We start from the raw sequence: 25,885 nt of genomic DNA on the forward strand, positions 1-25,885 counted from the left end.
CGGACCGGCGTACGCTGGCGGGACGGTTCCGCCATCCGCGGGACCCCGGTGCGGAGAGGTGACGCGGAGGTCATGACGACCGACCAGGGCCGGGTGTCGCTGCGGCGGCTGCTGCAACGGTTCACCGCGAGCGAGGCCGAGATCGAGGCGCAGGAGCTGCGTCGGGAGAGCGCCGAATCCGGCGGCACCCCCACCCACCAGTGCAACCGCGGCCAGGTGGTCTCGGTGGCCGGGCGGCTGCGCACCGTGGTCTACACGCCGCGCACCAACCTGCCCACGCTGGAGGCCGACCTCTACGACGGCAACGACGTGGTCACCCTGGTCTGGCTGGGCCGGCGGCACATCGCCGGGATCGAGCCGGGCCGGCACCTCACCGCCCACGGCCGGGTGGCCGTGCGGGACGACCGCAAGGTGATCTACAACCCGTACTACGAGCTGGAGCCGCCGAAGTGACGACCGGACAGCAGCACACCCCGTCGGGCCTCGACCCGCAGGACGAGGAGCGGCTGCCCAGCATCGCCGAGCAGATGGCCGACCAGCTCGGCGGCTGGCGCGGCCTGGTCGAGTCGAGCATCCCGGTGGTGGTCTTCGTGATCGCCAACGTGGTGGGCGAGCTGCGCCCCGCCGTGATCGCCTCGGTCGCGGTGGCGCTGCTGATCGCCGTGCTCCGGCTGATCCAGCGCCGGCCGGTGCGACACGCGGTCAACGGGCTGTTCGGCGTCGGCATCGGCGCGGCCATCGCCTGGCGGACCGGCAACGAGCGGGACTTCTACCTCCCCGGCATCCTCTACGGCATCGGCTACGGGCTGGCGCTGCTGCTCTCCGCCGCGATCCGGCAGCCGCTGGTCGGCTGGATCTGGTCGGTGCTGGTCGCCAAGGGCCGCTCCGAGTGGCGCGACGACCCCAAGCTGGTGCGCACGTTCACCCAGCTCACCGTGCTCTGGGGCGTGGTCTGGCTGGCCAAGGTCGGCGTGCAGGCCGGGCTCTACCTGGCCCACCAGGACACCGCGCTCGGCGTGGCCCGGCTCGCCCTGGGCTACCCGCCGTACGCGCTGCTGCTGCTGATCACGGTCTGGGTGGTGCGCCGGGTCACCCGGGAGGGCGCCGGCGCCACCCCGCTGCCCGGCGCCTGAGCCCGCTCAGGAGCGCTCGCGCAACCGGTCGGTGCTCTCCGGCCCGAGGATCACGGCGCGCACCTCGTCCTCCACCTCGGCGGTGCACACGAACACCAGCTCGTCGCCGGCCTCGATCGGGTCGTCCGGGGTGGGCACCAGCACCCGCTTGCCGCGCAGGATCGCCACCAGCGCCGCGTCCCGGGGGATCGGCACCGCGTGGATCGGCTGCCCCACGTAGGGCGCGGTCGGCGGCAGGGTGATCTCCACCAGGTTCGCCTCGCCCTGCCGGAACGTCATCAGCCGGACCAGGTCCCCGACGGTCACCGCCTCCTCGACCAGCGCGGCCATCACCCGCGGCTTGCTGACCGCGACGTCCACGCCCCACTGCTCGGTGAACAGCCACTCGTTCTCCGCCCGGTTGACCCGGGCCACCACCCGGGGCACCGCGAACTCGGTCTTGGCCAGCAGCGAGACCACCAGGTTGACCTTGTCGTCGCCGGTGGCCGCGACCACCACGTCGCAGCCGGCAACGTTGGCCTCCTCCAGGCTGGCCAGCTCGCACGCGTCGGCGAGCACCCAGTCGGCGGTGGGCACCCGGTCGGGCCGCAGCATCTTCGGCTGCCGCTCGATCAGCATCACCTGATGGCCGTTGTCGATCAGCTCCTGGGCGATCGAGCGGCCCACGTTGCCGGCGCCGGCGATGGCGATCCGCATGACTCAGTGCCCCCCTTCCGGCGGCGACGCCGCCACCGAGGTGACCGAGGCGACGATGTCGTCGGTCACCAGCATGAAGACCTGGTCGCCCTCCTGCACCACGGTGGAGGCGGTGGGCAGCGTGCCGATCCCGAAGCGGGTCAGGTAGGCGACCCGGGCGCCGGCGGACTCCTCGAGCTGCCGCAACGGCCGGCCGATCCAGTCCTTGTGCACCGGCACCTCGACGATCGACACGGTGCTGGTCAGATCGCGGAAGATCTCCACGTTCCCCTCGGGGACCAGGTGGCGCAGCATCCGGTCGGCGGTCCACCGGACGGTCGCCACGGTCGGGATGCCGAGGCGCTCGTAGACCTGGGCGCGGCGCTGGTCGTAGATCCGGGCCGCCACCCGGGAGACGCCGAACGTCTCGCGGGCCAGCCGGGCCGAGATGATGTTGGAGTTGTCGCCGCTGGAGACCGCGGCGAACGCGTCGGCCCGCTCGATGCCGGCCTCACGCAGCACCTCGCCGTCGAAGCCGGCGCCGGTGACCGTGATGCCGGCGAAGTCGGGCCCGAGTCGGCGGAACGCGTCCGCGTCCTGGTCGATCACCGCCACCGAGTGCCCCCGGGACTCCAGGCTGTGCGCCAGGGTCGACCCGACCCGGCCGCAACCCATGATCACGACATGCACGGTGTCCGCTCCTCCCACGGTGCCGCCCGCCGACCCGTCGTCTGCGAGCCTGCCACGTCCCCGCGCCCGGCGGGGCACCGACGGTACCGCGCGGGCGCGAGCGGCGGTGATCAGCCACCCCACCGTCCCGTGCCGGGTGCCCGTACGCTTGTCGGTTGTGGCCAGCCCCACCTCGCTGCTGAAGCGACTCCTCCTCGGTCGACCGTTCCGGTCCGACCGCCTCCAGCACACCCTGCTGCCGAAGCGCATCGCGCTGCCGGTCTTCGCGTCCGACGCGCTCTCCAGCGTGGCGTACGCGCCGGACGAGATCCTGCTGACGCTCTCCATCGCGGGCGCGTCCGCGTTCTTCTTCTCGCCGTGGATCGCGCTCGCCGTGGTCGTGGTGATGCTCACCGTGGTGGCGAGCTACCGGCAGAACGTGCACGCCTACCCGTCCGGCGGCGGCGACTACGAGGTCGCCACCGTCAACCTCGGTCCGCGGGCCGGGCTCGCGGTGGCCAGCGCGCTGCTCGTCGACTACGTGCTGACGGTCGCCGTGTCGGTCTCCTCCGGGGTGGCGAACCTCGGCTCGGTGGTGCCGTTCGTGGCCACCCACAAGGTGCTCATCGCGGTCAGCGCGGTGGTCCTGCTCACCGCGATCAACCTGCGTGGCCTGCGCGAGTCGGGCACCGCGTTCGCCATCCCCACCTACGGCTTCGTCATCGTCATCGTCGGCATGCTGCTGACCGGGTTCGTGCGGATCTTCGTGCTCGGCGACGACCTGCGGGCGCCCAGCGCCGGCCTGGAGATCCGGGCCGAGCACAGCGTCACCGGGTTCGCGCTGATCTTCCTGCTGCTGCGCACGTTCTCCTCCGGCTGCGCGGCGCTCACCGGCGTGGAGGCGATCTCCAACGGCGTACCGGCGTTCAAGTCGCCCAAGTCGAAGAACGCGGCGACCACGCTGCTGCTGCTCGGCGGCATCGCGGTCGCCATGCTGGTCGGCATCATCGCGCTGGCCCGCCGGACCGGCCTCCAGTACGTCGAGAGCCCGAGCCAGATCGTCTCCGGCCCCGACGGGTACGTGCAGAAGACGGTCACCACCCAGCTCGGCGAGACCGTGTTCGGCGGCGGGTCGGTGCTGCTCTACGTGGTCGCCGGGATGACCGCGCTGATCCTGTTCCTGGCCGCGAACACCGCGTTCAACGGCTTCCCGGTGCTCGGCTCGATCCTGGCGCAGGACCGCTACCTGCCGCGCCAGCTGCACACCCGGGGCGACCGGCTGGCGTTCTCCAACGGCATCGTCTTCCTGGCCGTCTTCGCGGTGGTGCTGATCGTCGGCTTCCAGGCCGAGGTGACCCGGCTCATCCAGCTCTACATCGTCGGCGTGTTCGTCTCGTTCACGCTGTCCCAGCTCGGCATGATCCGGCACTGGAACCGGCACCTGCGCACCGAGCGCGACCCGGAGGCCCGGCGGCGGATGATCCGCTCCCGGGCGATCAACGCGTTCGGCATGGCCATGACCGGCGTGGTGCTGGTCATCGTGCTGGTCACCAAGTTCCTGCTCGGCGCGTGGATCGCGATCGTCGCGATGGCCGTGATGTACGTGGTCATGCTCGGCATCCGCCGGCACTACGACCGGATCGCCGCCGAGCTGGAGCCGACCGAGCAGCGGGCCGTGCTGCCCGCCCGCAACCACGCCATCGTGCTGGTCAGCAAGCTGCACCAGCCCACGCTGCGGGCCGTCGCGTACGCCCGGGCCACCCGGCCGGACACGCTCACCGCGGTGACCGTCAACGTGGACGAGAAGGACACCCGCGACCTCCAGGCCGACTGGGAACGGCGGGAGCTGCCGGTGCCGCTGACCGTGATCGACTCCCCGTACCGGGAGATCACCCGGCCGATCCTCAACTTCGTCTCCTCGGTCCGCCGGGAGTCGCCGCGCGACGTGGTCACCGTCTTCATCCCGGAGTACGTGGTGGGCCGTTGGTGGGAGAACCTGCTGCACAACCAGAGCGCGCTGCGGCTCAAGGGCCGGCTGCTGTTCGAACCGGGCGTGATGGTGACCAGCGTGCCCTGGCAGCTCGCGTCCACCGCCAGCAAGAACCTGGACCGCCTGGACGCCACGCTCAGCCGCGGGCCGGCGCGCGGTCCCCGGGTCGCGCCGCGCAGCACCCTGCCGCCGCCGGTCGACGCCACGCCCGCCGGCGAGCAGGGCGAGCGCTCGTGAGCGCGAGGAATGAGCCGGTCCTGCGAGCCCCGCAGTCGCGAACGAAGACGATGCCGTGAGCGCGAGGAGTGAGCCGGTCCTGCGAGCCCCGCAGTCGCGAACGAAGACGATGCCGTGAGCGCGCCGGAACGCCCCGGGCTGGTGGAGGCCGAGCGGGTCGAGCTGACCGTCGACGCGGTCGCCCCCGGCGGGCACTGCGTGGCCCGGGTCGGCGGCCAGGTGGTCTTCGTCCGGCACGCGCTGCCCGGCGAGCGGGTGGTGGCCGAGGTGACCGAGCTGCACCGGGGCTTCGCCCGCGCCGACGCGGTGCAGATCCTCGACGCCTCGCCGGACCGGGTCACCCCGCCCTGCCCGTACGCCCGGCCGGGCGGGTGCGGCGGCTGCGACCTCCAGCACGTCGCCCCGGCCGCCCAGCTCGACTGGAAGCTCGCCGTGGTGCGCGAGCAGCTCACCCGGCTGGGCCGGCTCACCGACGCGCAGGTGGACGCGCTCGGCGTCCGGGTCGAGGCGCTGCCCGGCGGGCCGCTGGGCTGGCGCTCCCGGGTCCGCTACGCGGTCGACGCCGCCGACCGGGCCGGGCTGCTCAAGCACCGCTCGCACGAGGTGGTGCCGATCGACAGCTGCCTGATCGCCCATCCGGCGATCCGGGAGCTGCCGGTGCTGCCGCCCACCGGGGCGCGCTGGCCGGACGCCGACGCGGTGGAGGCGGTCGCCAGCAGCGGCGGGGACGTCGCCGTGGTCGCGTACGCCGACGGGGTGCCGACCGCCGTGCGCGGGCCGGAGCGGGTCCGGGAGGCGGCGGCCGGGCGGTCGTTCACGCTGCCCGCGTCCGGCTTCTGGCAGGTGCACCCGGCGGCGGCGGACGCCCTGGTCGGCGCCGTGCTGGACCTGCTCGACCCGCGGCCCGGCGAGACCGCCTGGGACCTGTACGGCGGGGCCGGGCTGTTCGCCGCCGCGCTCGCCGGCCGGGTCGACGGGGCCCGGGTGACGGTCGTCGAGTCCGCCCCGGACGGGGTGGCCGCGGCCCGGACGAACCTGGCCGACCTGGCCGCCGTGGAGGTGGTCGCGGCCCGGGTGGAGACCGCGCTGGCCCGCCGCCGGGTCACCGGGCCGGTCGACCTGGTGGTGCTCGACCCGCCGCGCTCCGGCGCGGGCGCGGCGGTGGTCCACGGCGTGGTGGCCGCCGACCCGCGGGCGGTGGCGTACGTGGCCTGCGACCCGGCGGCCTTCGCCCGGGACGTGCGCACGTTCGCCGAGGCGGGCTGGCGGCTGGCCGCGCTGCGCGGGTTCGACCTGTTCCCGATGACCCAGCACGTCGAGCTGGTCGGCCTGTTCCTGCCCCCGGCGCGTTAAGCGGGGGCCCTTCCTCTACCGGATCCGTTAAAAGGGGGCCCTTCCTTGCGCATCGTCGGGTTGATGTCGGGGACGTCGTACGACGGGGTGGACGTTGCCGCGGGGGAGTTCACGCTCGACGGGGACACGCTGCGGTTGCGGCCGCTCGGGCACCGTGAGCTGGCGTACCCGGGCGACCTGCGGGCGCAGATCGAGGCGCTGCTGCCGCCGGCGGCCACCACGATCGAGGCGGTCTGCCGGCTCGACAACCGGCTCGGCGACGTGTTCGCCGAGGCGGCGGCCGTCGGCGTCGAGCTGGCCGGCGGCGCCGTCGACGCGGTGGTGTCCCACGGCCAGACCGTCTTCCACTGGGTCGAGGCCGGCCGGGCGCGCGGCACGCTCCAGCTCGGCGCGCCGGCCCGGGTCGCCGCGCGCGTCGGCGTACCGGTGCTGCACGACCTGCGCTCGGCGGACGTGGCGGCCGGCGGGCAGGGCGCGCCGCTGGTGCCGGCGTTCGACGCGCTGCTGCTCGACGCCGCCGCCGGCCCTCGGGCGGCGTTGAATCTCGGCGGGATCGCGAACCTCACCGTGGTCGCCCCCGGGGCGCCGGTCCTCGGGTACGACGTGGGCCCGGCCAACGCGCTGCTGGACGCCGCCGCCCGGCGCTTCCTGGGCCGCCCCTGCGACGTCGACGGGGCGCGCGCCGCCGCCGGCCGGGTGCACGGCGCGCTGCTGGATCGGCTGCTCACCGAGCCGTACTATGCCGCGCCGCCGCCCAAGTCGACGGGCAAGGAGCTGTTCCACGGCGGCTACCTGGACGCCGCGCTGGCCGCGCTCGGCGAGCCGGTGGCCGCCGACGACGTGCTGGCCACGCTCACCGAGCTGACCGCCCGCACGGTCGCCGACGCGTGCGACAGGCACCGCGTCACCGAGGTGGTGGCCGCCGGTGGGGGAGTGCGTAATCCCACACTCCGGGCCCGGCTGGCCGCGCTCGGCGCCGGCCGCTGGCGGCTGCGGACCACCGACGAGCTGGGCGTCCCGGCGCAGGCCAAGGAGGCGTACGCGTTCGCGCTGCTGGGCTGGCTGAGCTGGCACGGGCTGCCCGGCGCGGTGCCGTCGGTGACCGGCGCGTCCCGGGCCGCGGTGCTCGGCTCCTGGACCCCGGCCGGCCCGCCGTTCGGGGCGCCGACCCCGACGCCACCGCGTCGGCTGACGGTGGCGTCCTGAGCCACGGCTCGGCTGCGGACTGTGCCACGACGGATAGACTCTCCGGTCATGAGTGTTGAAGAGGGCACGGCAAACCACGGTCGGCTGCTGGGCACCGTCCGTGGCCCGCAGGACGTGAAGCGGATGACCGACGAGCAGCTGGACATCCTCGGCGCCGAGATCCGTGACTTTCTGATCGCCAAGGTCTCCCGCACCGGCGGCCACATCGGCCCCAACCTCGGCGTCGTCGAGCTGACGCTGGCCATGCACCGGGTGTTCGACTCCCCGCGCGACCGGCTCCTCTTCGACACCGGCCACCAGGCGTACGTGCACAAGATCCTCACCGGCCGGCAGGAGGGCTTCGACAAGCTCCGCCAGCGCGGTGGCCTCTCCGGCTACCCCAGCCAGGCGGAGAGCGAGCACGACCTGATCGAGAACTCGCACGCCTCCACCGCCCTGTCGTACGCCGACGGCCTGGCCAAGGCGTACGCGCTGCGCGGCGAGAAGCGCTCCGTGGTGGCCGTGGTCGGCGACGGCGCGCTCACCGGCGGCATGTGCTGGGAGGCGCTCAACAACATCGCCACCGCCGGCAACCCGCTGATCATCGTGGTCAACGACAACGGCCGGTCCTACTCGCCGACCATCGGCGGCCTCGCCGACCACCTGTCGTCGCTGCGGCTCAACCCCGGCTACGAGAAGGTGCTCGACACCGTCAAGGACGCGCTGGGCAACACGCCGTTCGTCGGCAAGCCGATGTACGAGGTGCTGCACGCGGTCAAGAAGGGCATCAAGGACGCGGTCGCCCCGCAGGCCATGTTCGAGGACCTCGGCATCAAGTACGTCGGCCCGGTCGACGGCCACGACGTGCCGGCGGTCGAGGCGGCGCTGCGCGCGGCGAAGAACTTCGGCGGCCCGGTGATCGTGCACGCGGTCACCCGCAAGGGCTACGGCTACCGTCCCGCCGAGGACGACGAGGCCGACTGCCTGCACGGCCCCGGCGGCGCCTTCGACGTGGAGACCGGCCAGCTGGTCGCCGCGCCGTCGGTGAAGTGGACCCACGTGTTCGCCAACGAGCTGGTGGCGATCGCCGACGAGCGCCCCGACGTGGTCGGCATCACCGCCGCCATGGCCGAGCCCACCGGCATCGCCACGCTGGCCCGCAAGTATCCGGAGCGGGTCTACGACGTCGGCATCGCCGAGCAGCACGCCGCCACGTCCGCCGCCGGCCTGGCCATGGGCGGCCTGCACCCGGTGGTCGCGGTCTACGCCACGTTCCTCAACCGGGCGTTCGACCAGGTCCTGCTGGACGTGGCGATGCACAAGCTGCCGGTCACGTTCGTGCTGGACCGGGCCGGCATCACCGGCCCGGACGGGCCCAGCCACTACGGCATCTGGGACATGTCGGTCTTCGGCGTGGTGCCCGGCCTGCGGATCGCCGCGCCCCGCGACTCGGCCACCGTGCGTGAGGAGCTGCGCGAGGCGATCGCCGTCGACGACGGCCCGACCATCCTGCGCTTCCCGAGCGGCACCGTCGCCGCCGACCTGCCGGCCGTGCGCCGGGTCGGCCCGGTCGACGTGCTGGCCGAGTCGGCGCGTACCGACGTGCTGCTGGTCGCGGTCGGCTCGTTCGCCGGCCTCGGCATGGAGGTCGCGTCCCGGGTCGCCGAGCAGGGCTACGGCGTCACCGTGGTCGACCCCCGCTGGGTCCGGCCGATCCCGGCCGAGCTGGTCGAGCTGGCCGCCGGACACCGGCTCGTGGTCACCGTCGAGGACGGCGTCCGGGTCGGCGGCGTCGGCTCCGCGCTGGCCCAGGCGATGCGCGACGCCGACGTCCGCGTGCCGGTCCGCGACCTCGGCGTACCCGCCGGCTGGCACCCGCACGGCACCCGCGCGCAGATCCTCGCCGACCTGGGGCTGACCGCACAGGACGTGGCGCGCGACGTCACCGGCTGGATCTCCGGCCTGGACGCCGCCCCGGTCGACCCGGCCACCGACGGGGCCACCGCGCAGAACTGATCCCGGTCACGTGTCCGGGCGGTCCCGCTGTCGCGGGGCCGCCCGGACGCTGTCCCCGGAGATCCCCCGCGCTCCCACGAGGCACCCGCCGCTGATGCCGTGATCATGAGGTTGACGGCGATGTCGATCTCCGTTGGTGCCGCCAACTTCATGATCACCCTTCCCTCCCGGGTGGGGGTCAGCGGGGGGAGGAGAGGGAGCGGTACCAGGTTTTTTCGGTGCCGGCCAGGCTGAACGTCTGCTTGGCGTCGGTCTGCTCGACCACCACCAGGCCCGGACGGTCGACCAGGCGGGTGGTGCCGGGCGGCGCGGCGAACGAGGCGTCCCGGGTGCGCCAGGTGAGCACCGCGAGCGGCTGGCCCGGCACCGGCAGGGGGTACGCCTGGAGCGTGGTGGACCGGTCGGCTGGGGAGACGACGGGCGCACCGCCGCCGGCCGGGCGGTAGAGCACGGCGGTCATCGTCCCGGTGGGACTGTCCCAACTCAACTGCTCCAGGTCGCCCGGCTCCCCGCCGCCGAGCGCCACCTCGCCCAGCGAGCGCGTGGCGATCTTCGCCATCGGCCAGGACTCGGGCACCGAACGGGGCGCCTCCCGGTCGCCGAGACGGCGCGGGACGCTGCCGAACGGGCCCCGTCCGCCGGTCAGCGCGCAGGTGTCCAGGCCGGTCAGGGCGCGTTTGCCGGCACCGGTCTCGTCGCGCACCAGCGGGTAGCGGGGCGCTTCGGTGGCCGTACCCAGGTCGAGGACGCGGTCCGCGGCCCGGCCGCGCGGCAGCGACGGCGTGGGCCGCAGCGTCGCGGTCAGCTCGACGGCCCGGCAGGCCGGCACCGCGACCGGCTCGGTGATGCCGTCGGCGCCGGGCACCGTGCGGCCGTCCGGGCCGAGCAGGCGCTCGACGCGGGCGGAGGTGAGGTAGCGGCGCCCGGTGGGTTGCCGGACCGGCAGCACGTCGGCGTAGACCAGGTAGCCGGCCTCGGTGTACTCGGTGGCGTGCGACACCCGCCACCGTTGCCCGTCCCGGTCCAGTTGCAGCAGCCAGGAGGCGGACTCGCCGGGCACGTCGGCGGCGACCAGGGCCAGCGGCGCGCCGGCCACCTCGCCGGAGAAGAGGATGCCGGAGGAGGGCAGGTGGACCCGGTCGTCGACCGGCGAGCGCCAGTCACGCACCGCAGCGGTGATCGCGGCGGTGGCGGCGGCGTCACCGGCGAGGCTGCCGCGCGGCGGCCAGACCGGGAGCGAGCCGTCCAGGCTGTCGTAGCCGACCCGCAGGGCCGCCGACTGCCGCTCGGTCACCGGCCCGCAACCGGCTGTGGCCAGCGCCAACGCTGCCAGCGCGGCACCCGTCACCGCGTTTCGGCGGGCTGAAAGCACAGTGATCCCCTCGCCGGTCGTCGGTCGGAAGCCCACATGGTACGAGACGTCCCGCCTCCCGGCCGCGCCCGGCTCACCCGTTCGTCGCGGAACGTGACGTGCGATTCGTGGCTCAATATCCGGCTCCGGTAGACTCCGCCGACTGTGACGCCTGCCGAGACCCGCGGCGCCTCGACGCCGGCCGCCGCCGCCCCGACGGGCTCCCGATCCGTCACCCTCGACCCCCCACCGCCGGTCACCCGGACCGAACCGCCGGCCGCACCCCCCACCGAGGACGCCGCGCCGGCCGCCCGCCGCCGGTGGCGGTGGCGGTGGACGCGCCGCCGCATCGACCTGGTGGTGTACGCCGCCTTCCTGCTCGCCGCGATCTGGGTGACCAGCGGCATCTGGGCCGACCCGGCCGGTCGGGTGGCCGCGCTCTACAGCAGCGACCCGGCCCAGGTGCAGTTCTTCCTCGCCCACTCGGTGCGGGTGGTGCTGCACGGCGAGTTCCCGTTCTTCACCGAACAGTTCAACTACCCCGACGGGGTCAACCTGATGGCGAACACCGCCATCCTGGCGCTCGGCATCCCGATGGTGCCGGTGACGCTCCTGTTCGGACCGGCGGTCTCCTTCGTCACGCTTGTCACGCTCGGCCTGTGCGGCACCGCCGCCGCCTGGTACCGGGTGCTCTCCCGGCACCTGGTCCGGCACCGGCCGGCCGCCGCGGTCGGCGCCTGGTTCTGCGGGTTCTCACCGGCGATGCTGTCGCACGCCAACTGGCACCCGAACATCATCAGCCAGTTCCTGCTGCCGTTCATCGTCTGGCGGGTGCTGGTGCTGACCCGGTCGGCCCGGCCGGTCCGCGACGGCGCGCTGCTCGCCCTGCTGGTCGTCGTGCAGGCGTTCATCAACGAGGAGATCCTGCTCTTCACCGCGCTGGCGCTCGGGGTGTTCCTGATCGCCGTGCTGGTGCAGCAGCGGGACCGGTGGGCCACCGCGTGGCGACCGCTCGGCACCGGGCTGGCGGTCTGCGCGGTGCTGGCCGGCGCGCTGCTGGCGTACCCGCTCTGGGTGCAGTTCGCCGGCCCGATGGCGTACCACGGGCTCAGCGACGCGGTCCGCGACTACGGCAACGACATCGCCGCGTTCGTCGCCCCCGGCTCGCCCACGTTCGGCGGCAACGAGCGGGCCAACGTCAACCTGGCCCCGAACTACTCGGAGGAGAACGCGTTCTTCGGCTGGAGCCTGTCGCTGCTGGCCGTCGGCATCGTGGTCTGGCTGCGCCGGGACGTGATGGTCCGGGCGCTGGCCGCGACCGGGCTGTTCTTCGCGGTGCTCTCGCTCGGTGAGCGGATCTCCTGGTGGGACCGGGAACTGGTGACCGGCCCGTGGGACCTGCTGGTGCGGCTGCCGCTGCTGGACGCCGTGGTGCCGACCCGGTTCGGCCTGATCACCACCGTGACGGTGGCGATCCTGCTGGCGTACGCGGTGCGCAGCGCCTGGGTCCTGCGCGGCGTCCAGCGGCGGACCGCGCGGACGCTGACCGCCGCCGGCCTGGTCTTCGCGCTGCTGCCGATCGCGCCGATGCCGCTGCGGGTCACCACCCGCCCACCGGTGCCGGAGTTCATCACCGCCGACCGGTGGCGGCAGTACGTCGGGCCGGACCAGACGCTGGTCTCCGTGCCGGTGCCGGCGATGGGCAACACCGACCCGATGCGCTGGGCGGCCAGCACCGACCTGGCGTTCAAGATCCCCGGCGGCTACTTCCTCGCGCCGCGCAACGGCGTCACCGGCGACCCGGGCCGCTTCGGCGGCCGGCGCAGCGGCATCGGCGAGCTGCTCGCCGACGTGGCGTCCACCGGGCGTACGCCGAAACTCGACGACCGGCAGCGCCGTCGCTTCCTGGACGAGCTGCGGCACTGGAACGCGGCGGTGGTGGTGCTGCCGCTGGACGAGCAGAACGCCGAGCCGCTGCGGCGCACCGTGGAGCAACTGGTCGGGCCGGCCCGGCAGGAGCTGGACGTGTGGGTGTGGGACGTCCGGACACTGACCGACCGGTCCGCCTGAGCCCGGCGGCCCGCCCCGGGCCCGCGCCCCGGCGGCGGTGGCCCCGGCCGGTCGACGCGCTCGTGGTGGCCGGCTACCTCGCCCTGGCCGTGCTGCTCACCGCCGACCAGTGGCGCCGCCCGGAGCGGCTGTTCCACCAGGCCGGCGACCAGATGCTGTTCGAATGGATGCTGGCCCGGGCCGCCCGCGCGGTGACCGACGGCGAGAACCCGCTGCACAGCGCCGCGCTGAACGTCCCGCACGGGGTGAACCTGATGGCCAACACCTCGGTGCTCGGGCTGGGCGTGCCGCTCACCCCGGTCACCGTGGCGTTCGGCAGCCAGGCCGCGTTCCTGGTCGCGGTGGCGCTCAGCCTCGCCGGCACCGCCACCGCCTGGTACGCGCTGCTGGCCCGCCGGCTGGTCCGCTCCCGGGCCGCCGCCGCGGTCGGCGGGCTGGTCTGCGGGTTCGCCCCGGGGATGGTGGCGCAGGCCGGGGCGCACCTGCACATGGCCGCCCAGTTCCTGGTCCCGGTGATCCTCGCGCTGGTGTTCCGGCCGGCCACCGACCGGATCCGGCGCGACGGCGTGCTGCTCGGGCTCGCGGTCGCGTACCAGGTCTTCCTCGGCGAGGAGGTGCTGGTCTTCCTGGCGCTGGCCGCCGGCGTGCTGGCCGGGGCGTACGCGCTGGCCGACCGGGACACCGCACGCCGGCTGGCGCCCGTGGTGGCGCGCCGGCTGGGCCTCGGCGCGCTGGTCGCCGGCGTGCTGCTGGCGTACCCGCTGTGGGTCCAGTTCCTCGGCCCCGGCCACTACACCGGGATGCCGTTCCACACCCGCGGCTACCGGCTCGACCTGGTCTCGTTCACCGCCACCGCGCGGCAGACCGTGGGCGGGGACGGCCACCGGGCCGGGCTGCTGTCGCCGAACCCGACCGAACAGAACTCGTTCTTCGGCCCGTCCCTGCCGTTGCTGGCGCTACTGGTGGCGGTGCGGCTGTGGCGGCGGCCGCTGGTGCGCGCGCTCGCCGCGTGCGGCCTGCTGTTCGCGCTGCTGTCGCTCGGCACCACGATTGTCGTGGGGCGGCACGACACCGGGCTGCCCGGCCCGTACCGGCTGCTCGCCGGCGTGCCACTGCTGGACCTGGTGGTGCCGGCGCGGTTCGCGCTGGTCTGCGTACCGGTGCTGGGGGTGCTGCTGGCGCTGGCGGTGGACCGCGTCCCGGAGGGCACCGCACGCGGGCGGGCGCTGTGGGCCGGCGCGGTGGCCGCCGCGCTGCTGCCGCTCGTCCCGACCCCGATCCGCACCGTGCCGGTCCCGCCGGTGCCGGCCGTGGTGACCGGCGGCGGCTGGCGGGCGTACGTTCCGCCGGGCCGGACGCTGGTGCCGGTGCCACCGGTCACCGGCGCGGCGGTCAGCCCGGCCATGTTCTGGTCGGCGCGCGCCGGGCTGGCCTTCGACGCGCCGGGCGGCTACTTCATCGGGCCGCGCTCGGCCGTCGACCCGACCGCCAGGTGGGGCGCGCCGGACCGCCCCACGTCGTTGCTGCTGCGCCGGGCCGCCGAGACCGGCCAGGTGCCGCCGGTGGGCGACGCGGAACGCCGGCAGGCGGTCGAGGACCTGCGGCACTGGCGGGCGGCGGCGCTGGTGCAGGCCGACTCGTCGCCCGGCGACCCGGTACGGGTCACCGTGGACGCCCTGGTCGGGCCCGGACGGGACGTCCCCGGTGGGCACCTGTGGGACGTCCGCGCGCTGCTCGGTGGCTGACCGCCCGCGCCGCCGGTTAGGCGGGGGCCCCGCTTAACGCGGGTGTTAAGCGGGGCCCCCGCCTCTACCGAAAACGTTAAGCGGGGCCCCCGCCTTACACGCGGTCGCGCACGTCCCAGAGCCAGACGTCGTCGATCCGCTGCGGGGGGCCGAGCAGCGCGGTCATCAGGTCACGCAGCACCGCCTCGCGCGGCCCGGCGCCGAGCACCACCACCGACGCCCGCCAGAAGCGCAGGTCCTCGACGGCCTGCCGGCGGTTCTCCGCGGTGATCTCGGGCAGTTCGTTGCGGTCCATGGTGGCGTAGATCAGCGTGCTGGTCGGGCGGTTCGGGGCGCCGAACACGCCCTCGCCCAGCTCGTTCGGGCCGATGAAGTAGCCGCCCGGGATGGGGAACTCCTGCCCGGTCAGCGCGCTCCAGCGCAGTGTCGGCAGCCCGTGCACGTTGCTCGGGATCGGCACCGGCACCAGCGTCCGGCCGGCCGGCACGAACGGCCGCCAGCCACCGGCGGTGATGAAGTGCGGCGGCGGGTCCATCCGCTGCGCCGGCAGGGGGCGCGGGACCAGCGGCAGCAGGGCGGCCACGATCGCGGCGTACCCGACCAGGCGCAACGCCCGCCGCCGGCCGGATGCGGTCCGGCCCGCGTCGGTCCGTGCGTCGGTCGGGTCGTTGTCGTGGTCGCCGGGGCGGGGTGCGGGCACCGGGGCGGTCCCGGGCCGGCCGGCCCGGGACAACGCGTCCCAGGCCAGCGCGAGCAGCACGCCGACGGCGGCCACCACCACCAGGCTCAACCGGGTCGGCATCATCATCTCGACGAGCGGCAGGTCGTCCGGCACGTACGCCCACGGGCCGGCCACGCTCGTCTCCGCGCCGTCGAACCGCACCACCGGCCCGATCGAGGCGATCGTGAAGAGCACCACCAGCACGGCCAGGATCCGGGCCGGCACCGACCGGCGGACCAGCAGCGCCAGCGCGGCCAGCGCGACCAGCACCAGCGGCCAGCCGAACCAGGTGTTCTGCTCGGTCAGGCCGATGGTCTTCTCCACCGCCTCGTCCCCGGCCACGGTGTCCCGGGCGAACGTGACGAAGGCCATCAGGTCCTCGCCCCAGTTGTGGAAGACGCCGCCCTGCAACCCCCGGTAGGACTGCGGGCCGTTGAACTGGAACCAGATCGGGTACGCGGTGAGCAGCAGCGTCACCCCGCCGCCGACGGAGATCGCGGCCAGGAAGGACCCGGCCCGCGCCCGCGTCTCGCGCGGCCGTTGCACCGCGTACGCCAGCACGACGACCAGGCAGGCCAGCGCCGTGAGCAGCAGCATCTCCTCGTTGATGAAGATCTGGTACGCCACCAGCAGCCCGAGCGCCACCCCGTTACGTCGCCAGCGGCCCGGCTCGCCGAGCCGGAGCACCCGCGCCACGATCAGCGGGAGCAGGAAGTTCGACACGAAGTTCGGCTGCCCGTTGGCGTGGTGCACGATGCCCGGGGCGAACCCGAGGAACGCGCCGCCGACGAACGCCGCCCCCCGGGAGCGGACCAGGTGCCGCGACAGCGTCCAGTACGCCGTCGCGGCGGTCGCCGACAACGCCGCGCCCAGGTAGAGCGCGTACATCACCTGTGGACCGAGCAGCATGGTCAGCGGCGCGAGCGGCAGCGTCACCCCGAGCAGCGAGGTGTTCGCCATCATGTTGACCCCGTCCGGCGCGTTCTGCCGGGCGGTGAACAGCGGGTTCTCCAGGTGCCGCACCGAGTACGCGCCGTGCGCGAACAGCCACTCGAACCAGCTGTGGTCGGTCGGCAGGTGCGAGGACACCCGGTGCTGCACGTCGCCCCAGTAGTTGAGGCAGACGAGAACGCCGAGCAACGCATAGGCTCCGAGGGCCAGCAGGTCGGCGCGAGCCGGCCGGCGACGGGGTCGTCGCGGCGGATCCGCCGGGACGGCGTCCACCTCGACGGATGAGGAGTTCAGCGAGGGGTCCACCACCGGCACGGCCACGACGGGCCATCGTACAGGCGGTCCGGCGTCGGTCCGGTCACGGTCGGGCGGCGGTCCGGCGGCGCGGAAAAGGGGTGGTCGTGACCGTCATCGATCTGGGCGACCTGCGCGGCGACGACACGCCGCCCGACACCGTGCCCCGCCCGCCGCGGGCGGTCGGCCGCCCGTTCCGCGTCGTGGTGGTGCTGCTGGTGGCGCTTGTCACGCTCGCCGCCGCCGCGCCACCGGCCCGGTCCGGGCCGGTCACGATCCCCGGCGGCACCGGGGCCTCCGCGTTCCTCTCCGACGACCGGGTGTACGTGGTGCGGCGCGCCGCGTCGGAACCCGGCTGGGACCTCGTCGCGTACCGGGTGGGGCGGGAGCGGTGGCGGGCCCGGGTGGACGGCGTCGACGACGTGGTCGCGGTGTGGGAGCAGGGCGGGCGGGTGCTGGCCCTCGGGCCGGCCGGAAACGGTGCCCGCTGGGAGACGACGGTGTTCGACGCGGGCACCGGCGCGCCGCGCTGGCGGCAGGACGGCGTGGTGTTCCCGGCCGGCGACGCGCTGCTGCTGCGCCCGTCCGGCGGGCCGGGCCCCCAGTCGGTCCGCCGGTTGGCGGTGGCCGACGGGCGCACGCTCTGGACCGTGCCCACCACCGGTCGGGACGTGCAGTTCAGCTACGGCCGGTCCGGGGTGGACCGGATCCTGCTGCTGCCGGCCGCCGGCGAGACGGTGGTGCTGGACGCGGCGACCGGCGCCCGGCTGGCTGCCCGCGACCTGCATCCGGGGGAGGTGCCCGGCGCGCGTGCCATGCAGGGCGCGGGCCGGCTGTTCCTGGAGACCCGGTTGGCCGGCGACGTCGTCACCGCCTTCGAGATGGACACGCTCCGGCCACGCTGGACCGCCGACCTGCCGCTCGTCGGTTACCTGGAACCGTGCGGGGACCTGCTCTGCGCCGGCCGGCAGACCGGCGGGATGTGGGCGCTGGACCCGGCCACCGGCGCGGTGCGCTGGGCCAGCGACCTGTGGTCGAGCGTGCTCCGGGCCGAGGGCGGACGCCTGCTGGTGGCCGCCGGCCGGGAGGGGGGCGAGGGCCTGTCGGTGCTGGCGGAGTCGGACGGGCGGTTGATCGCCGAGGTCGGCGACTGGGACGTGCTCCCGCAGGGCGAGACCGGGGGTCGGCTGTTCCTGACCCGGCCGCTGGGCGGCGACCGGAGGCTCCTCGCCGAGCCGGATCTCTCCGGCGGCCCACCCGTGGTGCGGGACGTGCTGACCGGCGCCGACTGCACCGTCGGCCAGGTGCTGCTGGTCTGCCGGGAGCGGGGCGGCGACTTCACCGTACGGCGGCTGCCGTGAGCCCGGTCATCGAGCTGGGCGAGCTGCGCCGCCCCGAGGACGACGACGAGCCGCTGCCCGCGCCGCCGCGGCGCCCGCCGGGCCGGGTCGCCCGCGCGGTGGCGCTCGGGTGCCTGCTGCTGCTCACGCTGGCCGGCGCGGCGGCGCCGGCCCGGCCGCCGGCACCGGTGCGGGTGCCCGCCGCGCCGGGTGCCCTCTTCGTGGTGCTGGCGGGCCGGCTGATGGTGGCGGACGGTCCGAGCGCGCTCCACCAGGGCGGTCGGGTGGTCACCGGCTACCGGCTCACCGCGGGCGCGCCGGCGTGGCGGTTCGCGTTGCCCGCCGGGGACCACGTGCTGGGGCTGACCGGCGCGGTCGGCGGCCTGCTGGTGTCGAGCAGCCCGACCGGGGTCGGGGACGCGCGCGCCACGCTGCTCGACCCGGCGACCGGCGCGGTGCGCTGGCAGCAGGCCGGCTACCCGGTCCCGACCGCGTCCGGCGGGGTGCTGTTCGAGAATCCCCGGCCGGGCGGAACGGGCCGGGTGCTCGCCGTCGACCCGACCTCCGGCGCGACGCGCTGGTCGCTGGCGGTGCCCCCGCAGGGGGTGGCGTACCGGCGGGACGACCGGGGAGTGACGCAGCTCCTGCTGATCGAGCCGGACGGCCGGGTCGCGGTGCACGACGCGGACTCGGGCGCCCGGGTGCGCGCCGGTCGGGTGTCGTCCGCGCCGGACGGGGTCGCCTACCGGTTCGCGCAGGTCGTCGCCGGTCTGCTGCTGGTCGAGGGCGCCTCCGGCGAGATCACCGCGTACGGGGTGGACCGGCTGGACCGGCGCTGGAGCGTGCCGGTGGACCCGCGCGCCGGGTCCTGGTTCACCGACTGCGCCGGCATGGTCTGCCTGCGGGACCAGGTCGGCGACGCGCAGGCGCTCGACCCCGCCACCGGCCGCCCGGCCTGGACGGACGAGCGGTGGGCGGGGTTCGGCCCGGTCGGCGACCGGCTGATCGCCGCCGAGGCGGGGGACGGGCCGGAACTGGAGTTGTCGGTGCTGGAACCGGCGACCGGCCGGGTGCTCGGGCGGCTGGGCCGCTGGCGGGTCAGCGGGCGGGACGACGGGTCCGGCCGGTTGCTCGGGCTGCTCGGGCTCCGGCACCTCGCCGGGGACCGGACGCTCGTCGGTGAACTGGACGTGCCGGCCGGCGAGGCGCGACCGCGGGCGGTCCTGCCCGGCTCCTGGGCCGAGTGCGCGGACGCCGGGGCGGCGTTGGTGTGCCTGCGCCCGGCCGGCGGGCTGGCGGTGTGGCCGGCGCGCCGGTGATCACCAGTTGGCCTGGGCGGGCGGCGCCGGCAGCGGCACCGTCTCCGGCCGCAGCACGTACGCGATCCCACCGCTGCCCGCCTGCCAGGCCGCCTCGAACGGCGCGCGCGGCACGGTCCGGCGGACCCGTTCGTCGTCCGGCGCGTACGGGTCGTTGAGCACCGGGTCGCCGTCGGTGGTGAAGCCGGCCAGCACGATCAGGTGGCCCCGGGTGTCGTAGTCCAGCCCGGGGACCTGCCCACGGGTGAACGCCGCCGAGACGACCAGCGGGATGCCGGCGGCCACGAACCGTTCCGCCTCCGCCAGCGAGCGCAGCCGGGTGACGAACGCGTCCACCCCGTGCGTCGCCGCGTACGCGGTGTTGAACGGCCAGTTCCCGGCCCCGGCGTACGCGTGGTCGTAGCAGTGCCGCGCGGCGTGCACCACCACCGGGCGGGGGCCGGGCGGGTCGACCCAGGCGTACCGCTCCGGGGTGGGGCCGGCACCCCAGAAGTCCAGCACCATCGACACGCAGGTGGGGCTGCACCAGGAGTCGCCACCGCCACCCCAGCGGGTCTCCCCGCCGGCGTGCAGCCGCTGCGCGTAACGCGGCACGTCCAGCACCCGCCCCCACGCCCGGCCCGCTGCCCCGGCGTCGTCGGGCGCGCCCCCGCCGGCCGGGCCGCTGTCGACGTGCCCGGGCGGCGGGGACGCCGGGACGTGACTGCCGGCGCTGGCCACCACGCCGACCGTGCGCAGCACCGGGCCGGCCGGCGCGTCGGGCCGGCGGAGCAGCGTCACCCGGACCTGCCAGCCGGTCACCCGTGCCCCGGTCACCCGCAGCGTGTCCGCGTCGACCCGGGCCCGGTCGTCGGACTGGCCGGGCACCGAGGCGCGGCGTACCGTGCCGTCGTCGGCCGCCCAGTGGCCCAGCTCGTACCAGCCGGTGGTGGCCGCGTCGCCGGCCCAGCCGCGTACCTCCACCCGGAGCCAGCAGCCGGGCGGCGTGTCGGCGGTCCAGGACGGCACCAGCTCGGCGGCGGCGAAGCCGACCTCCGTCACCGGCGAGGTCCAGGTTCCGGCGGCGGCCCCGGAGACCGGATCGGGGCGTGCCGGCCGGCCGGCCGCCGCGTCGGGCGTGGACCCGTCCGCGTCGGGCCCGGGGCCGTGCGCGTCGGGCGTGGACCCGTCCGCGTCGGGCGTGGGGCTGTGCGCGGCGGCCCCGGGGCCGTCCGCGTCGAGCGTCAGCCCGGCCGGGCCGGCGGAGAGTCCGGCGGCGTGACCCAGGTCCCGGTCCGCCGGGAAGCGGAAACGGCGGTACGCGACGTCCCGGCCGGGGGCGGCGGCGGTCATCGGCGGCTCCACTCGGCTCGACCCGGCCGGCAGCCGGGACGGTGGGCGATCGTTGCCGGCGAGCATCGCGTACCCGAAGGTTTTCTGCAACGGCGGGCCGTGCCGTCCGGTTGGCGCCGCGCACTAGGTTGTGGGAGGTCACGAGGCGGGAGGCCGGAATGCGGGTACTGGTGGTCGAGGACGAGCGCAACCTCGCCGACGCGATCGCGCGCGGGCTGCGCAAGCGCGGCATGGCGGTGGATGTCGCCTACGACGGCGACGCCGGGCACGAGGCGGCGTTCGTCACCCGCTACGACGTGGTGGTCCTGGACCGGGACCTGCCCGGCGTGCACGGCGACCGGATCTGCGCCGACCTGGCCGCCTCCGGCACGCTGACCCGGGTGCTCATGCTGACCGCGAGCGGGACCGTCGCCGACCGGGTCGAGGGCTTGCAGCTCGGCGCCGACGACTACCTGGCCAAGCCGTTCGCCTTCGACGAGCTGGTGGCCCGGGTGCAGGCGTTGGGCCGGCGGGCCACCCCGGCCGCGCCGCCGGTGCTGGCGGTGGCCGACCTGGAACTCGACCCGGCCCGGCGGGTGGTGACCCGGGCCGGCGTGCCGCTCGACCTGACCAACAAGGAGTTCGGCGTGCTCGCCGAGCTGCTCCGGGCCCGCGGCGCGGTGGTGTCCAGCGAGGAGCTGCTGGAACGGGTCTGGGACGCCAACACCGACCCGTTCACCACCATCGTCCGGGTCACCGTGATGACGCTGCGCAAGAAACTCGGGGACCCCCCGCTGATCGACACCGTGGTCGGCGCGGGCTACCGGATCGAGCGCGCCAAGTGACCTCCACGCGGGTACGGCCGACGCTGCGGCTGCGGCTGACGCTGCTCAACGGCGTGCTCCTGGTCGGCGCCGGCGCGATCCTGGTGCTGCTGGCCTGGCTGCTGGTCCGGGACGCGCTGCGCCCCACCGACGAGCTGCTGCCCGGCACCACAGTGGTGCTCACCGACGGCCGCACCCTCGACGCCGGGCAGTGGCAGCGGCAACTGGTCGACTCCGCGTCCCGGGAGCTGCTGTTCAAGGGCCTGCTGGCGCTGCTGGCGATCAGCGTCGTCGGGGTGGCCGGGGCGTACCTGGTGGCCGGCCGCGCGCTGCGCCCGCTGCACCAGGTCACCGCCACCGCCCGCCGGCTCGGCGAGACCACGCTCGACGAGCGGATCGGGTGGTCCGGCGCGGACGACGAGGTGGCCGAGCTGGCCGAGACGTTCGACGCGATGCTGGACCGGATCACCGCCGCGTTCGAGGCGCAGAAGCGGTTCGTCGCGAACGCCTCGCACGAGCTGCGGACCCCGCTGGCGGTGATGCGTACCGAGATCGACGTGACGCTCAGCGACGACGACGCGGACCTGGCCGAGTACCGGCGGATGGCCGGCGTGGTGCGGGAGGCGTCCGAGCGGGCCAACGGCCTGGTGGACGCGCTGCTGGTGCTGGCCCGCAGCGAGGCGCAGACCGGCCGGCGGTTGGCCCGCCGCGCCGAGTGCGACCTGGCCGTCGGCACCGCCAACGCGCTCTCCGCGGTGGCCCGCGAGGTGGAGCGGATCGGCCTGCGGGTGCACACCTCGCTGCGTCCCGCGCCGGTGGTCGGCGACCCGGGGCTGCTCGACCGGCTGGCCGGCAACCTGGTGGAGAACGCGGTCCGCTACAACCACCTGCACGGCCGGATGTGGGTGCGCACCGGCACCGACGGGCAGCGGTCCTGGTTGGTGGTGGGGAACACCGGCTTCGAGGTCGCCCCGGCCGAGGTGCCCGGCCTGTTCGAGCCGTTCCGGCGCGGCGGGCAGGAACGCACCGGGGCGCGCGGCTCCGGTCTCGGCCTGTCCATCGTCCGGGCGGTCTGCGACGCGCACGGCGGCACGGTGAAGGCGGTCCCGCAGCCCGGCGGCGGCCTCGAGGTGACCGTCACGCTCCCGTCGGCCGACCCGCCGGCGGCCACCTGACCGCCGATCCGCGACCGCCCGGCCGGGCATCCGCCCTCACCTGTTCGTGCGGCCGGGCGCGCTGTCCCGCCCGCCCGCGGCGGTGGTCGGGCGTGGCGGCGCGGTGGTCGGTCAGAAAGCTTGCCGCGCGCTGGACGTCGCCGCGGGCGTGGCTCAGGGTGAGCGGTGCGACACGCCTCACCGCCCGACCTACGGAGCTGCCCGTGACCCACCCCTCGCCGCCGCGCCGCCGCGCCCTCGCGGCCCTCGCCGTCGTCGCGTTGACCGCGGCCGGCCTGGCCCCGGCCGCCCCCGCCGGCGCCGCGCCCAACCACACCACAGTGGTCAAGGACGTCCCGGCCACCACCTCGCCGGACATCATGGACGGCACCGTCGACGCGATCCACGACGCCGGCTCGAAGATCATCGTGGCCGGCTCGTTCAGCACCGTGCAGAACCGCAACTCCGACACCGACATCACCCGTAACTACCTGCTCGCCTTCGACAAGGCCACCGGCACGGTCGACACCGCGTTCGCGCCGTCGGTCGACAACGAGGTGTACGCGGTCGTCGCCGGCCCGACCGCCGGCACGGTCTTCGTCGCCGGCAAGTTCAACACCGTCAACGGGGTGACCCGGCGCAAGGTGGCCCTGCTCGACGTCGCCACCGGCGCGCTGGTCACCAGCTTCACGCCGCCGGCGTTCAATGGGCTGGTCAACGACATCGCGCTGGCCGGCACCCGGCTGCTGGTCGGCGGCATCTTCACCACCGCCGGCAACCCCAACCCGCGTGGCGGGCTGGCCTCGCTCAACGCCACCACCGGCGCGGTGGACAGCTACCTGACCACCGCGCTCACCGAGCACCACAACTACGACGGGGTCAGCGGCTCCAACGCCGGCGTCGGGGTGGAGAAGATGGCGCTCGCCCCGGACGGCACCAGGCTCGTGGTGATCGGCAACTTCAAGAAGGCCGACGGGGTGCTGCACGACCAGATCGTCCAGCTCGACCTGGGCGCCACCGCCGCCACCGTGGCGGACTGGAACACCAGCCGTTACACGCCCCGCTGCAAGTGGCAGGCGTTCGACTCGTACATGCGGGACATCGCGTACGCGCCGGACAGCAGCTACTTCGTGGTGGTCACCACCGGCTCGCCGTACGGCGGCACGCTCTGTGACGCCGCGGCCCGCTTCGAGGGCGGCACGACCGCCACCGACGCGCAGCCCACCTGGATCGACTACACCGGCGGCGACACGTTCCTCTCGGTCGCGGCCAGCGAGCAGGCCGTCTACGTGGGCGGCCACTTCCGCTGGCTGAACAACAGCGCCGGCGGCGACAACGCCCGGGCCGGCGCGGTCGGCCGGGCCAGCATCGCCGCGCTCGACCCGCGTACCGGCCTGCCGCTGTCCTGGAACCCGGGCCGCCACCCGCGCGGCATCGGCGCCTCCGAGATGCTTGTCACCCCGGCCGGGCTGTGGGTCGGCGGCGACACCTCGTGGATCGGCAACTTCCAGTACCGCCGGGAGCGGATCGCGTTCTTCCCGCTGGCCGGCGGCACGGCCCCGCACCCGACCACCGAGCCCACCCTGCCCGGCACGGTCTACCAGGCCGGCGTGCCGAAGCCCACCAACGTGCTGTACCGGGTCAACGCGGGCGGCCCGCTGGTCGCCGCCACCGACGGCGGACCGGACTGGGCGGCCGACGACGGCGGCAACCCCAGCCCGTACCACAACAGCGGCAGCTCCGCCGCCGGCTTCGCCGCGGTGGGCGCGCTGGACACGACCGTGCCGACCGGCACCCCGGCCGCGCTCTACAGCGACGAACGGTACGACCCGGCCGGCGCGCCGGAGATGACCTGGCAGTTCCCGGTGCCCACCGGCACCGAGGTGCGGGTCCGGCTCTACCTGGCCAATCGGTACGACGGCACCGCCGCCGTCGGCGCCCGCGTCTTCGACGTGGCGCTGGAGGGCGCCACCGTGCTCGACGACCTCGACCTGTCCGCCGCCGTCGGGCACAACGTGGGCACCATGCGCGAGTTCACCGTGGTCAGCGACGGCAGCGTCGACCTGGAGTTCCGCCACGTGGTGGAGAACCCGCTGATCGACGGCATCGAGATCGTCAAGACCGGCGCCCCGCCGGCCGGCACCGGCGACGAGGTGCAGTCCCGCTCGTACGACGGGACGACCACGGTCGGCGCGCCGAGCCCGGTGGCGAACCCGGACGGCACCGCCTGGTCCACCGCGCGGGGCGCGTTCTGGGTCGGCGGCACGCTGTTCTACGGCATGGACGGCGCGCTGTGGCGGCGTACGTTCGACGGGACCACGTTCGGCACGCCGTCGCTCGTCGACCCGTACCACGACGCCTACTGGGACGCGGTGGTGACCGACTCCGGGCCGGCCGACCAGACGTACGCCGGGGTGACCACCGGCTTCTACGCCGAGATCCCCAACGTGACCGGCATGTTCCACTCCAGCGGTCGGCTCTACTACACGCTCGCCGGGCAGAGCGGCCTGTTCTGGCGCTGGTTCACCCCGGACAGCGGCACGGTCGGCGCGGACCGGTTCACGGTGGCCGGCGCGGGCGGGCTCGCCGACGCGGGCGCGGTGTTCCTGGCCGGCGGCACGCTCTACAAGGTCAACCGGAGTACCGGTGACCTGTCGGCGACGGACTGGCTCAACGGTGCACCGACCGCGACGTTCACCGTGCGCAGCGGCCCAACCGTCGACGGCACCGACTGGCGCGCCAAGGCGGTGTTCCTCGCCCCCTGAGCGGTGCAAGGAGGGGGCCCCGCTTAACGCTTTCGGTAGAGGCGGGGGCCCCGCTTAACACCCACCTGTTAAGCGGGGCCCCCGCCTTGCGGGCCGGCCGGTCGGGCTGGCACGATCGGGTGAGTCAGCCGAGAGGTGGAAGGGGGTGTGGTGATGTCCGTTCTCAACAATCCCGCGCCCCGCGTTCCCCGCTGACCCTCGCACTCCGCCGGGGCGCATCCCCATCGGAGGAAGCATCGTGAGTGCACACGTCCACTGCGTGACCGTGGAGTCCGACGACCCGTACGCCCTGGCCGGATGGTGGGGCCGCGTGCTCGACCGCGAGCGGCACGCCGACGACCACCCGGGTGACCCGGAGGCGGTCCTCGTCTCGCCCGACGGGCACGGCCCCGACCTGCTCTTCGTCGAGGTGGGTGAGCGCCACGGCAAGGGCGCGTTCCACCTCGACCTCCAGCCGGCCGAGGGTACCCGGGACACCGAGGTCGTCCGGCTGCGCGAACTCGGCGCGACGCTTGTCGCCGACCGGCGCCGACCGGACGGCAGCGGCTGGGTGGTGCTCGCCGACCTGGAGGGCAACGAGTTCTGCGTGTGCCGCTCCACGGCGGAACGCGCCGCGTCGGCCTGACCCGGAAACGGCGCCGGGCCGCGTCGGCCTGACCCGGAAACGGCGCCGCGCCGCGTCGGCCTGACCCGGAAACGGCGCCGGGGCCCCCCCCCCCGCGGGGGGCCCGCGCGCCCCGGCGGGTGACTGTGGGGGAAGTGACGGGTAACGGTGTCAACCC

At 75.0% G+C, this 25,885-nt stretch carries 19 protein-coding genes; 14 read left to right on the forward strand and 5 right to left on the reverse strand.

Annotated elements, in window-relative coordinates:
- The first annotated feature begins 72 nt into the window (after positions 1-72).
- Both ACLQ2W_RS29910 and ACLQ2W_RS29915 read left to right on the forward strand, forming a co-directional pair.
- Positions 73-453 (forward strand): OB-fold nucleic acid binding domain-containing protein, encoded by a 381-nt coding sequence (locus ACLQ2W_RS29910; protein ID WP_107159277.1) that lies wholly within the window; start codon positions 73-75, stop codon positions 451-453.
- Positions 450-1,133, forward strand: coding sequence for a DUF3159 domain-containing protein (locus tag ACLQ2W_RS29915; RefSeq protein ID WP_405093013.1), 684 nt, complete (start codon positions 450-452; stop codon positions 1,131-1,133). Before ACLQ2W_RS29910 ends, ACLQ2W_RS29915 begins: the two co-directional genes overlap by 4 nt.
- A gap of 6 nt (positions 1,134-1,139) precedes the next feature.
- Here ACLQ2W_RS29915 and ACLQ2W_RS29920 read toward each other — a convergent pair whose 3' ends face one another.
- Together ACLQ2W_RS29920 and ACLQ2W_RS29925 are read right to left on the reverse strand one after the other, a co-directional pair.
- Complete coding sequence (locus tag ACLQ2W_RS29920; protein ID WP_396776100.1) at positions 1,140-1,829, reverse strand: potassium channel family protein; 690 nt, start codon at positions 1,827-1,829, stop codon at positions 1,140-1,142.
- 3 nt (positions 1,830-1,832) lie between these two features.
- Positions 1,833-2,498 (reverse strand): potassium channel family protein, encoded by a 666-nt coding sequence (locus tag ACLQ2W_RS29925; protein WP_425790710.1) that lies wholly within the window; start codon positions 2,496-2,498, stop codon positions 1,833-1,835.
- A 157-nt stretch (positions 2,499-2,655) separates the two neighbouring features.
- Here ACLQ2W_RS29925 and ACLQ2W_RS29930 point away from each other — a divergent pair, with 157 nt between their 5' ends.
- The 4 genes from ACLQ2W_RS29930 to dxs all read left to right on the forward strand — a co-directional run bounded on the left by ACLQ2W_RS29930 (position 2,656) and on the right by dxs (position 9,258).
- Positions 2,656-4,704: an APC family permease gene (locus ACLQ2W_RS29930; RefSeq protein WP_425790712.1), complete on the forward strand. Its 2,049-nt coding sequence runs from the start codon at positions 2,656-2,658 to the stop codon at positions 4,702-4,704.
- A 114-nt stretch (positions 4,705-4,818) separates the two neighbouring features.
- Entirely contained in the window at positions 4,819-6,057 is a 1,239-nt protein-coding gene (locus tag ACLQ2W_RS29935; RefSeq protein ID WP_425790714.1) for a class I SAM-dependent RNA methyltransferase, read from the forward strand.
- A 63-nt stretch (positions 6,058-6,120) separates the two neighbouring features.
- Positions 6,121-7,263: an anhydro-N-acetylmuramic acid kinase gene (locus ACLQ2W_RS29940; RefSeq protein ID WP_425790716.1), complete on the forward strand. Its 1,143-nt coding sequence runs from the start codon at positions 6,121-6,123 to the stop codon at positions 7,261-7,263.
- A gap of 48 nt (positions 7,264-7,311) precedes the next feature.
- Positions 7,312-9,258, forward strand: a complete 1,947-nt coding sequence (dxs, locus tag ACLQ2W_RS29945) for a 1-deoxy-D-xylulose-5-phosphate synthase (protein WP_425790718.1) — start codon at positions 7,312-7,314, stop codon at positions 9,256-9,258.
- Between the two features lie 178 nt (positions 9,259-9,436).
- On the opposite strand, the gene ACLQ2W_RS29950 is transcribed toward dxs, so the two are convergent.
- The gene (locus ACLQ2W_RS29950; RefSeq protein ID WP_425790720.1) at positions 9,437-10,630 is read right to left on the reverse strand and encodes a hypothetical protein; all 1,194 of its coding nucleotides are present in this window, start codon (positions 10,628-10,630) and stop codon (positions 9,437-9,439) included.
- A 327-nt stretch (positions 10,631-10,957) separates the two neighbouring features.
- On the opposite strand from ACLQ2W_RS29950, the gene ACLQ2W_RS29955 reads away from it, so the two are divergent.
- Together ACLQ2W_RS29955 and ACLQ2W_RS29960 are read left to right on the forward strand one after the other, a co-directional pair.
- Positions 10,958-12,679 (forward strand): hypothetical protein, encoded by a 1,722-nt coding sequence (locus tag ACLQ2W_RS29955; RefSeq protein WP_425790841.1) that lies wholly within the window; start codon positions 10,958-10,960, stop codon positions 12,677-12,679.
- The gene (locus ACLQ2W_RS29960) at positions 12,637-14,424 is read left to right on the forward strand and encodes a hypothetical protein (RefSeq protein ID WP_425790722.1); all 1,788 of its coding nucleotides are present in this window, start codon (positions 12,637-12,639) and stop codon (positions 14,422-14,424) included. Before ACLQ2W_RS29955 ends, ACLQ2W_RS29960 begins: the two co-directional genes overlap by 43 nt.
- Positions 14,425-14,518: 94 nt before the next feature.
- Here the strand turns inward: ACLQ2W_RS29960 and ACLQ2W_RS29965 are convergent, their stop codons facing one another.
- A complete protein-coding gene (locus ACLQ2W_RS29965) occupies positions 14,519-16,402 on the reverse strand; it encodes a hypothetical protein (protein WP_425790843.1) in 1,884 nt (627 codons plus the stop codon).
- A 95-nt stretch (positions 16,403-16,497) separates the two neighbouring features.
- Between ACLQ2W_RS29965 and ACLQ2W_RS29970 the strand changes: the two genes are divergently transcribed.
- Both ACLQ2W_RS29970 and ACLQ2W_RS29975 read left to right on the forward strand, forming a co-directional pair.
- On the forward strand, positions 16,498-17,751 hold the full coding sequence (locus ACLQ2W_RS29970; RefSeq protein WP_425790724.1) for a PQQ-binding-like beta-propeller repeat protein: 1,254 nt from the start codon (positions 16,498-16,500) through the stop codon (positions 17,749-17,751).
- Entirely contained in the window at positions 17,748-19,049 is a 1,302-nt protein-coding gene (locus ACLQ2W_RS29975) for a PQQ-binding-like beta-propeller repeat protein (RefSeq protein ID WP_425790726.1), read from the forward strand. Before ACLQ2W_RS29970 ends, ACLQ2W_RS29975 begins: the two co-directional genes overlap by 4 nt.
- Here the strand turns inward: ACLQ2W_RS29975 and ACLQ2W_RS29980 are convergent, their stop codons facing one another.
- The gene (locus ACLQ2W_RS29980) at positions 19,050-20,381 is read right to left on the reverse strand and encodes a C39 family peptidase (protein WP_425790728.1); all 1,332 of its coding nucleotides are present in this window, start codon (positions 20,379-20,381) and stop codon (positions 19,050-19,052) included.
- Positions 20,382-20,539: 158 nt separating this feature from the next.
- Between ACLQ2W_RS29980 and ACLQ2W_RS29985 the strand changes: the two genes are divergently transcribed.
- The 4 genes from ACLQ2W_RS29985 (at position 20,540) to ACLQ2W_RS30000 (ending at position 25,728) form a co-directional block, all read left to right on the forward strand.
- Positions 20,540-21,205 (forward strand): response regulator transcription factor, encoded by a 666-nt coding sequence (locus ACLQ2W_RS29985; RefSeq protein ID WP_405093026.1) that lies wholly within the window; start codon positions 20,540-20,542, stop codon positions 21,203-21,205.
- Entirely contained in the window at positions 21,202-22,359 is a 1,158-nt protein-coding gene (locus tag ACLQ2W_RS29990; RefSeq protein ID WP_425790730.1) for a sensor histidine kinase, read from the forward strand. Before ACLQ2W_RS29985 ends, ACLQ2W_RS29990 begins: the two co-directional genes overlap by 4 nt.
- A 203-nt stretch (positions 22,360-22,562) precedes the next feature.
- Positions 22,563-25,103: a malectin domain-containing carbohydrate-binding protein gene (locus ACLQ2W_RS29995; protein ID WP_425790732.1), complete on the forward strand. Its 2,541-nt coding sequence runs from the start codon at positions 22,563-22,565 to the stop codon at positions 25,101-25,103.
- Between the two features lie 238 nt (positions 25,104-25,341).
- On the forward strand, positions 25,342-25,728 hold the full coding sequence (locus ACLQ2W_RS30000) for a VOC family protein (RefSeq protein WP_425790734.1): 387 nt from the start codon (positions 25,342-25,344) through the stop codon (positions 25,726-25,728).
- The last annotated feature ends 157 nt before the right edge of the window (positions 25,729-25,885 follow it).

The sequence above is a fragment of the Micromonospora sp. DT227 genome, from assembly GCF_049841835.1.
Lineage (GTDB): Bacteria > Actinomycetota > Actinomycetes > Mycobacteriales > Micromonosporaceae > Micromonospora.

Bases quoted from the DNA above. Each gene is read 5' to 3' on its own strand.
- ACLQ2W_RS29910 (WP_107159277.1), top strand. From the start codon at position 73: ATGACGACCGACCAGGGCCGGGTGTCGCTGCGGCGGCTGCTGCAACGG.
- ACLQ2W_RS29920 (WP_396776100.1), bottom strand. From the start codon at position 1,829: ATGCGGATCGCCATCGCCGGCGCCGGCAACGTGGGCCGCTCGATCGCC.
- ACLQ2W_RS29940 (WP_425790716.1), top strand. From the start codon at position 6,121: ATGTCGGGGACGTCGTACGACGGGGTGGACGTTGCCGCGGGGGAGTTC.
- dxs (WP_425790718.1), top strand. From the start codon at position 7,312: ATGAGTGTTGAAGAGGGCACGGCAAACCACGGTCGGCTGCTGGGCACC.
- ACLQ2W_RS29980 (WP_425790728.1), bottom strand. From the start codon at position 20,381: ATGACCGCCGCCGCCCCCGGCCGGGACGTCGCGTACCGCCGTTTCCGC.
- ACLQ2W_RS29985 (WP_405093026.1), top strand. From the start codon at position 20,540: ATGCGGGTACTGGTGGTCGAGGACGAGCGCAACCTCGCCGACGCGATC.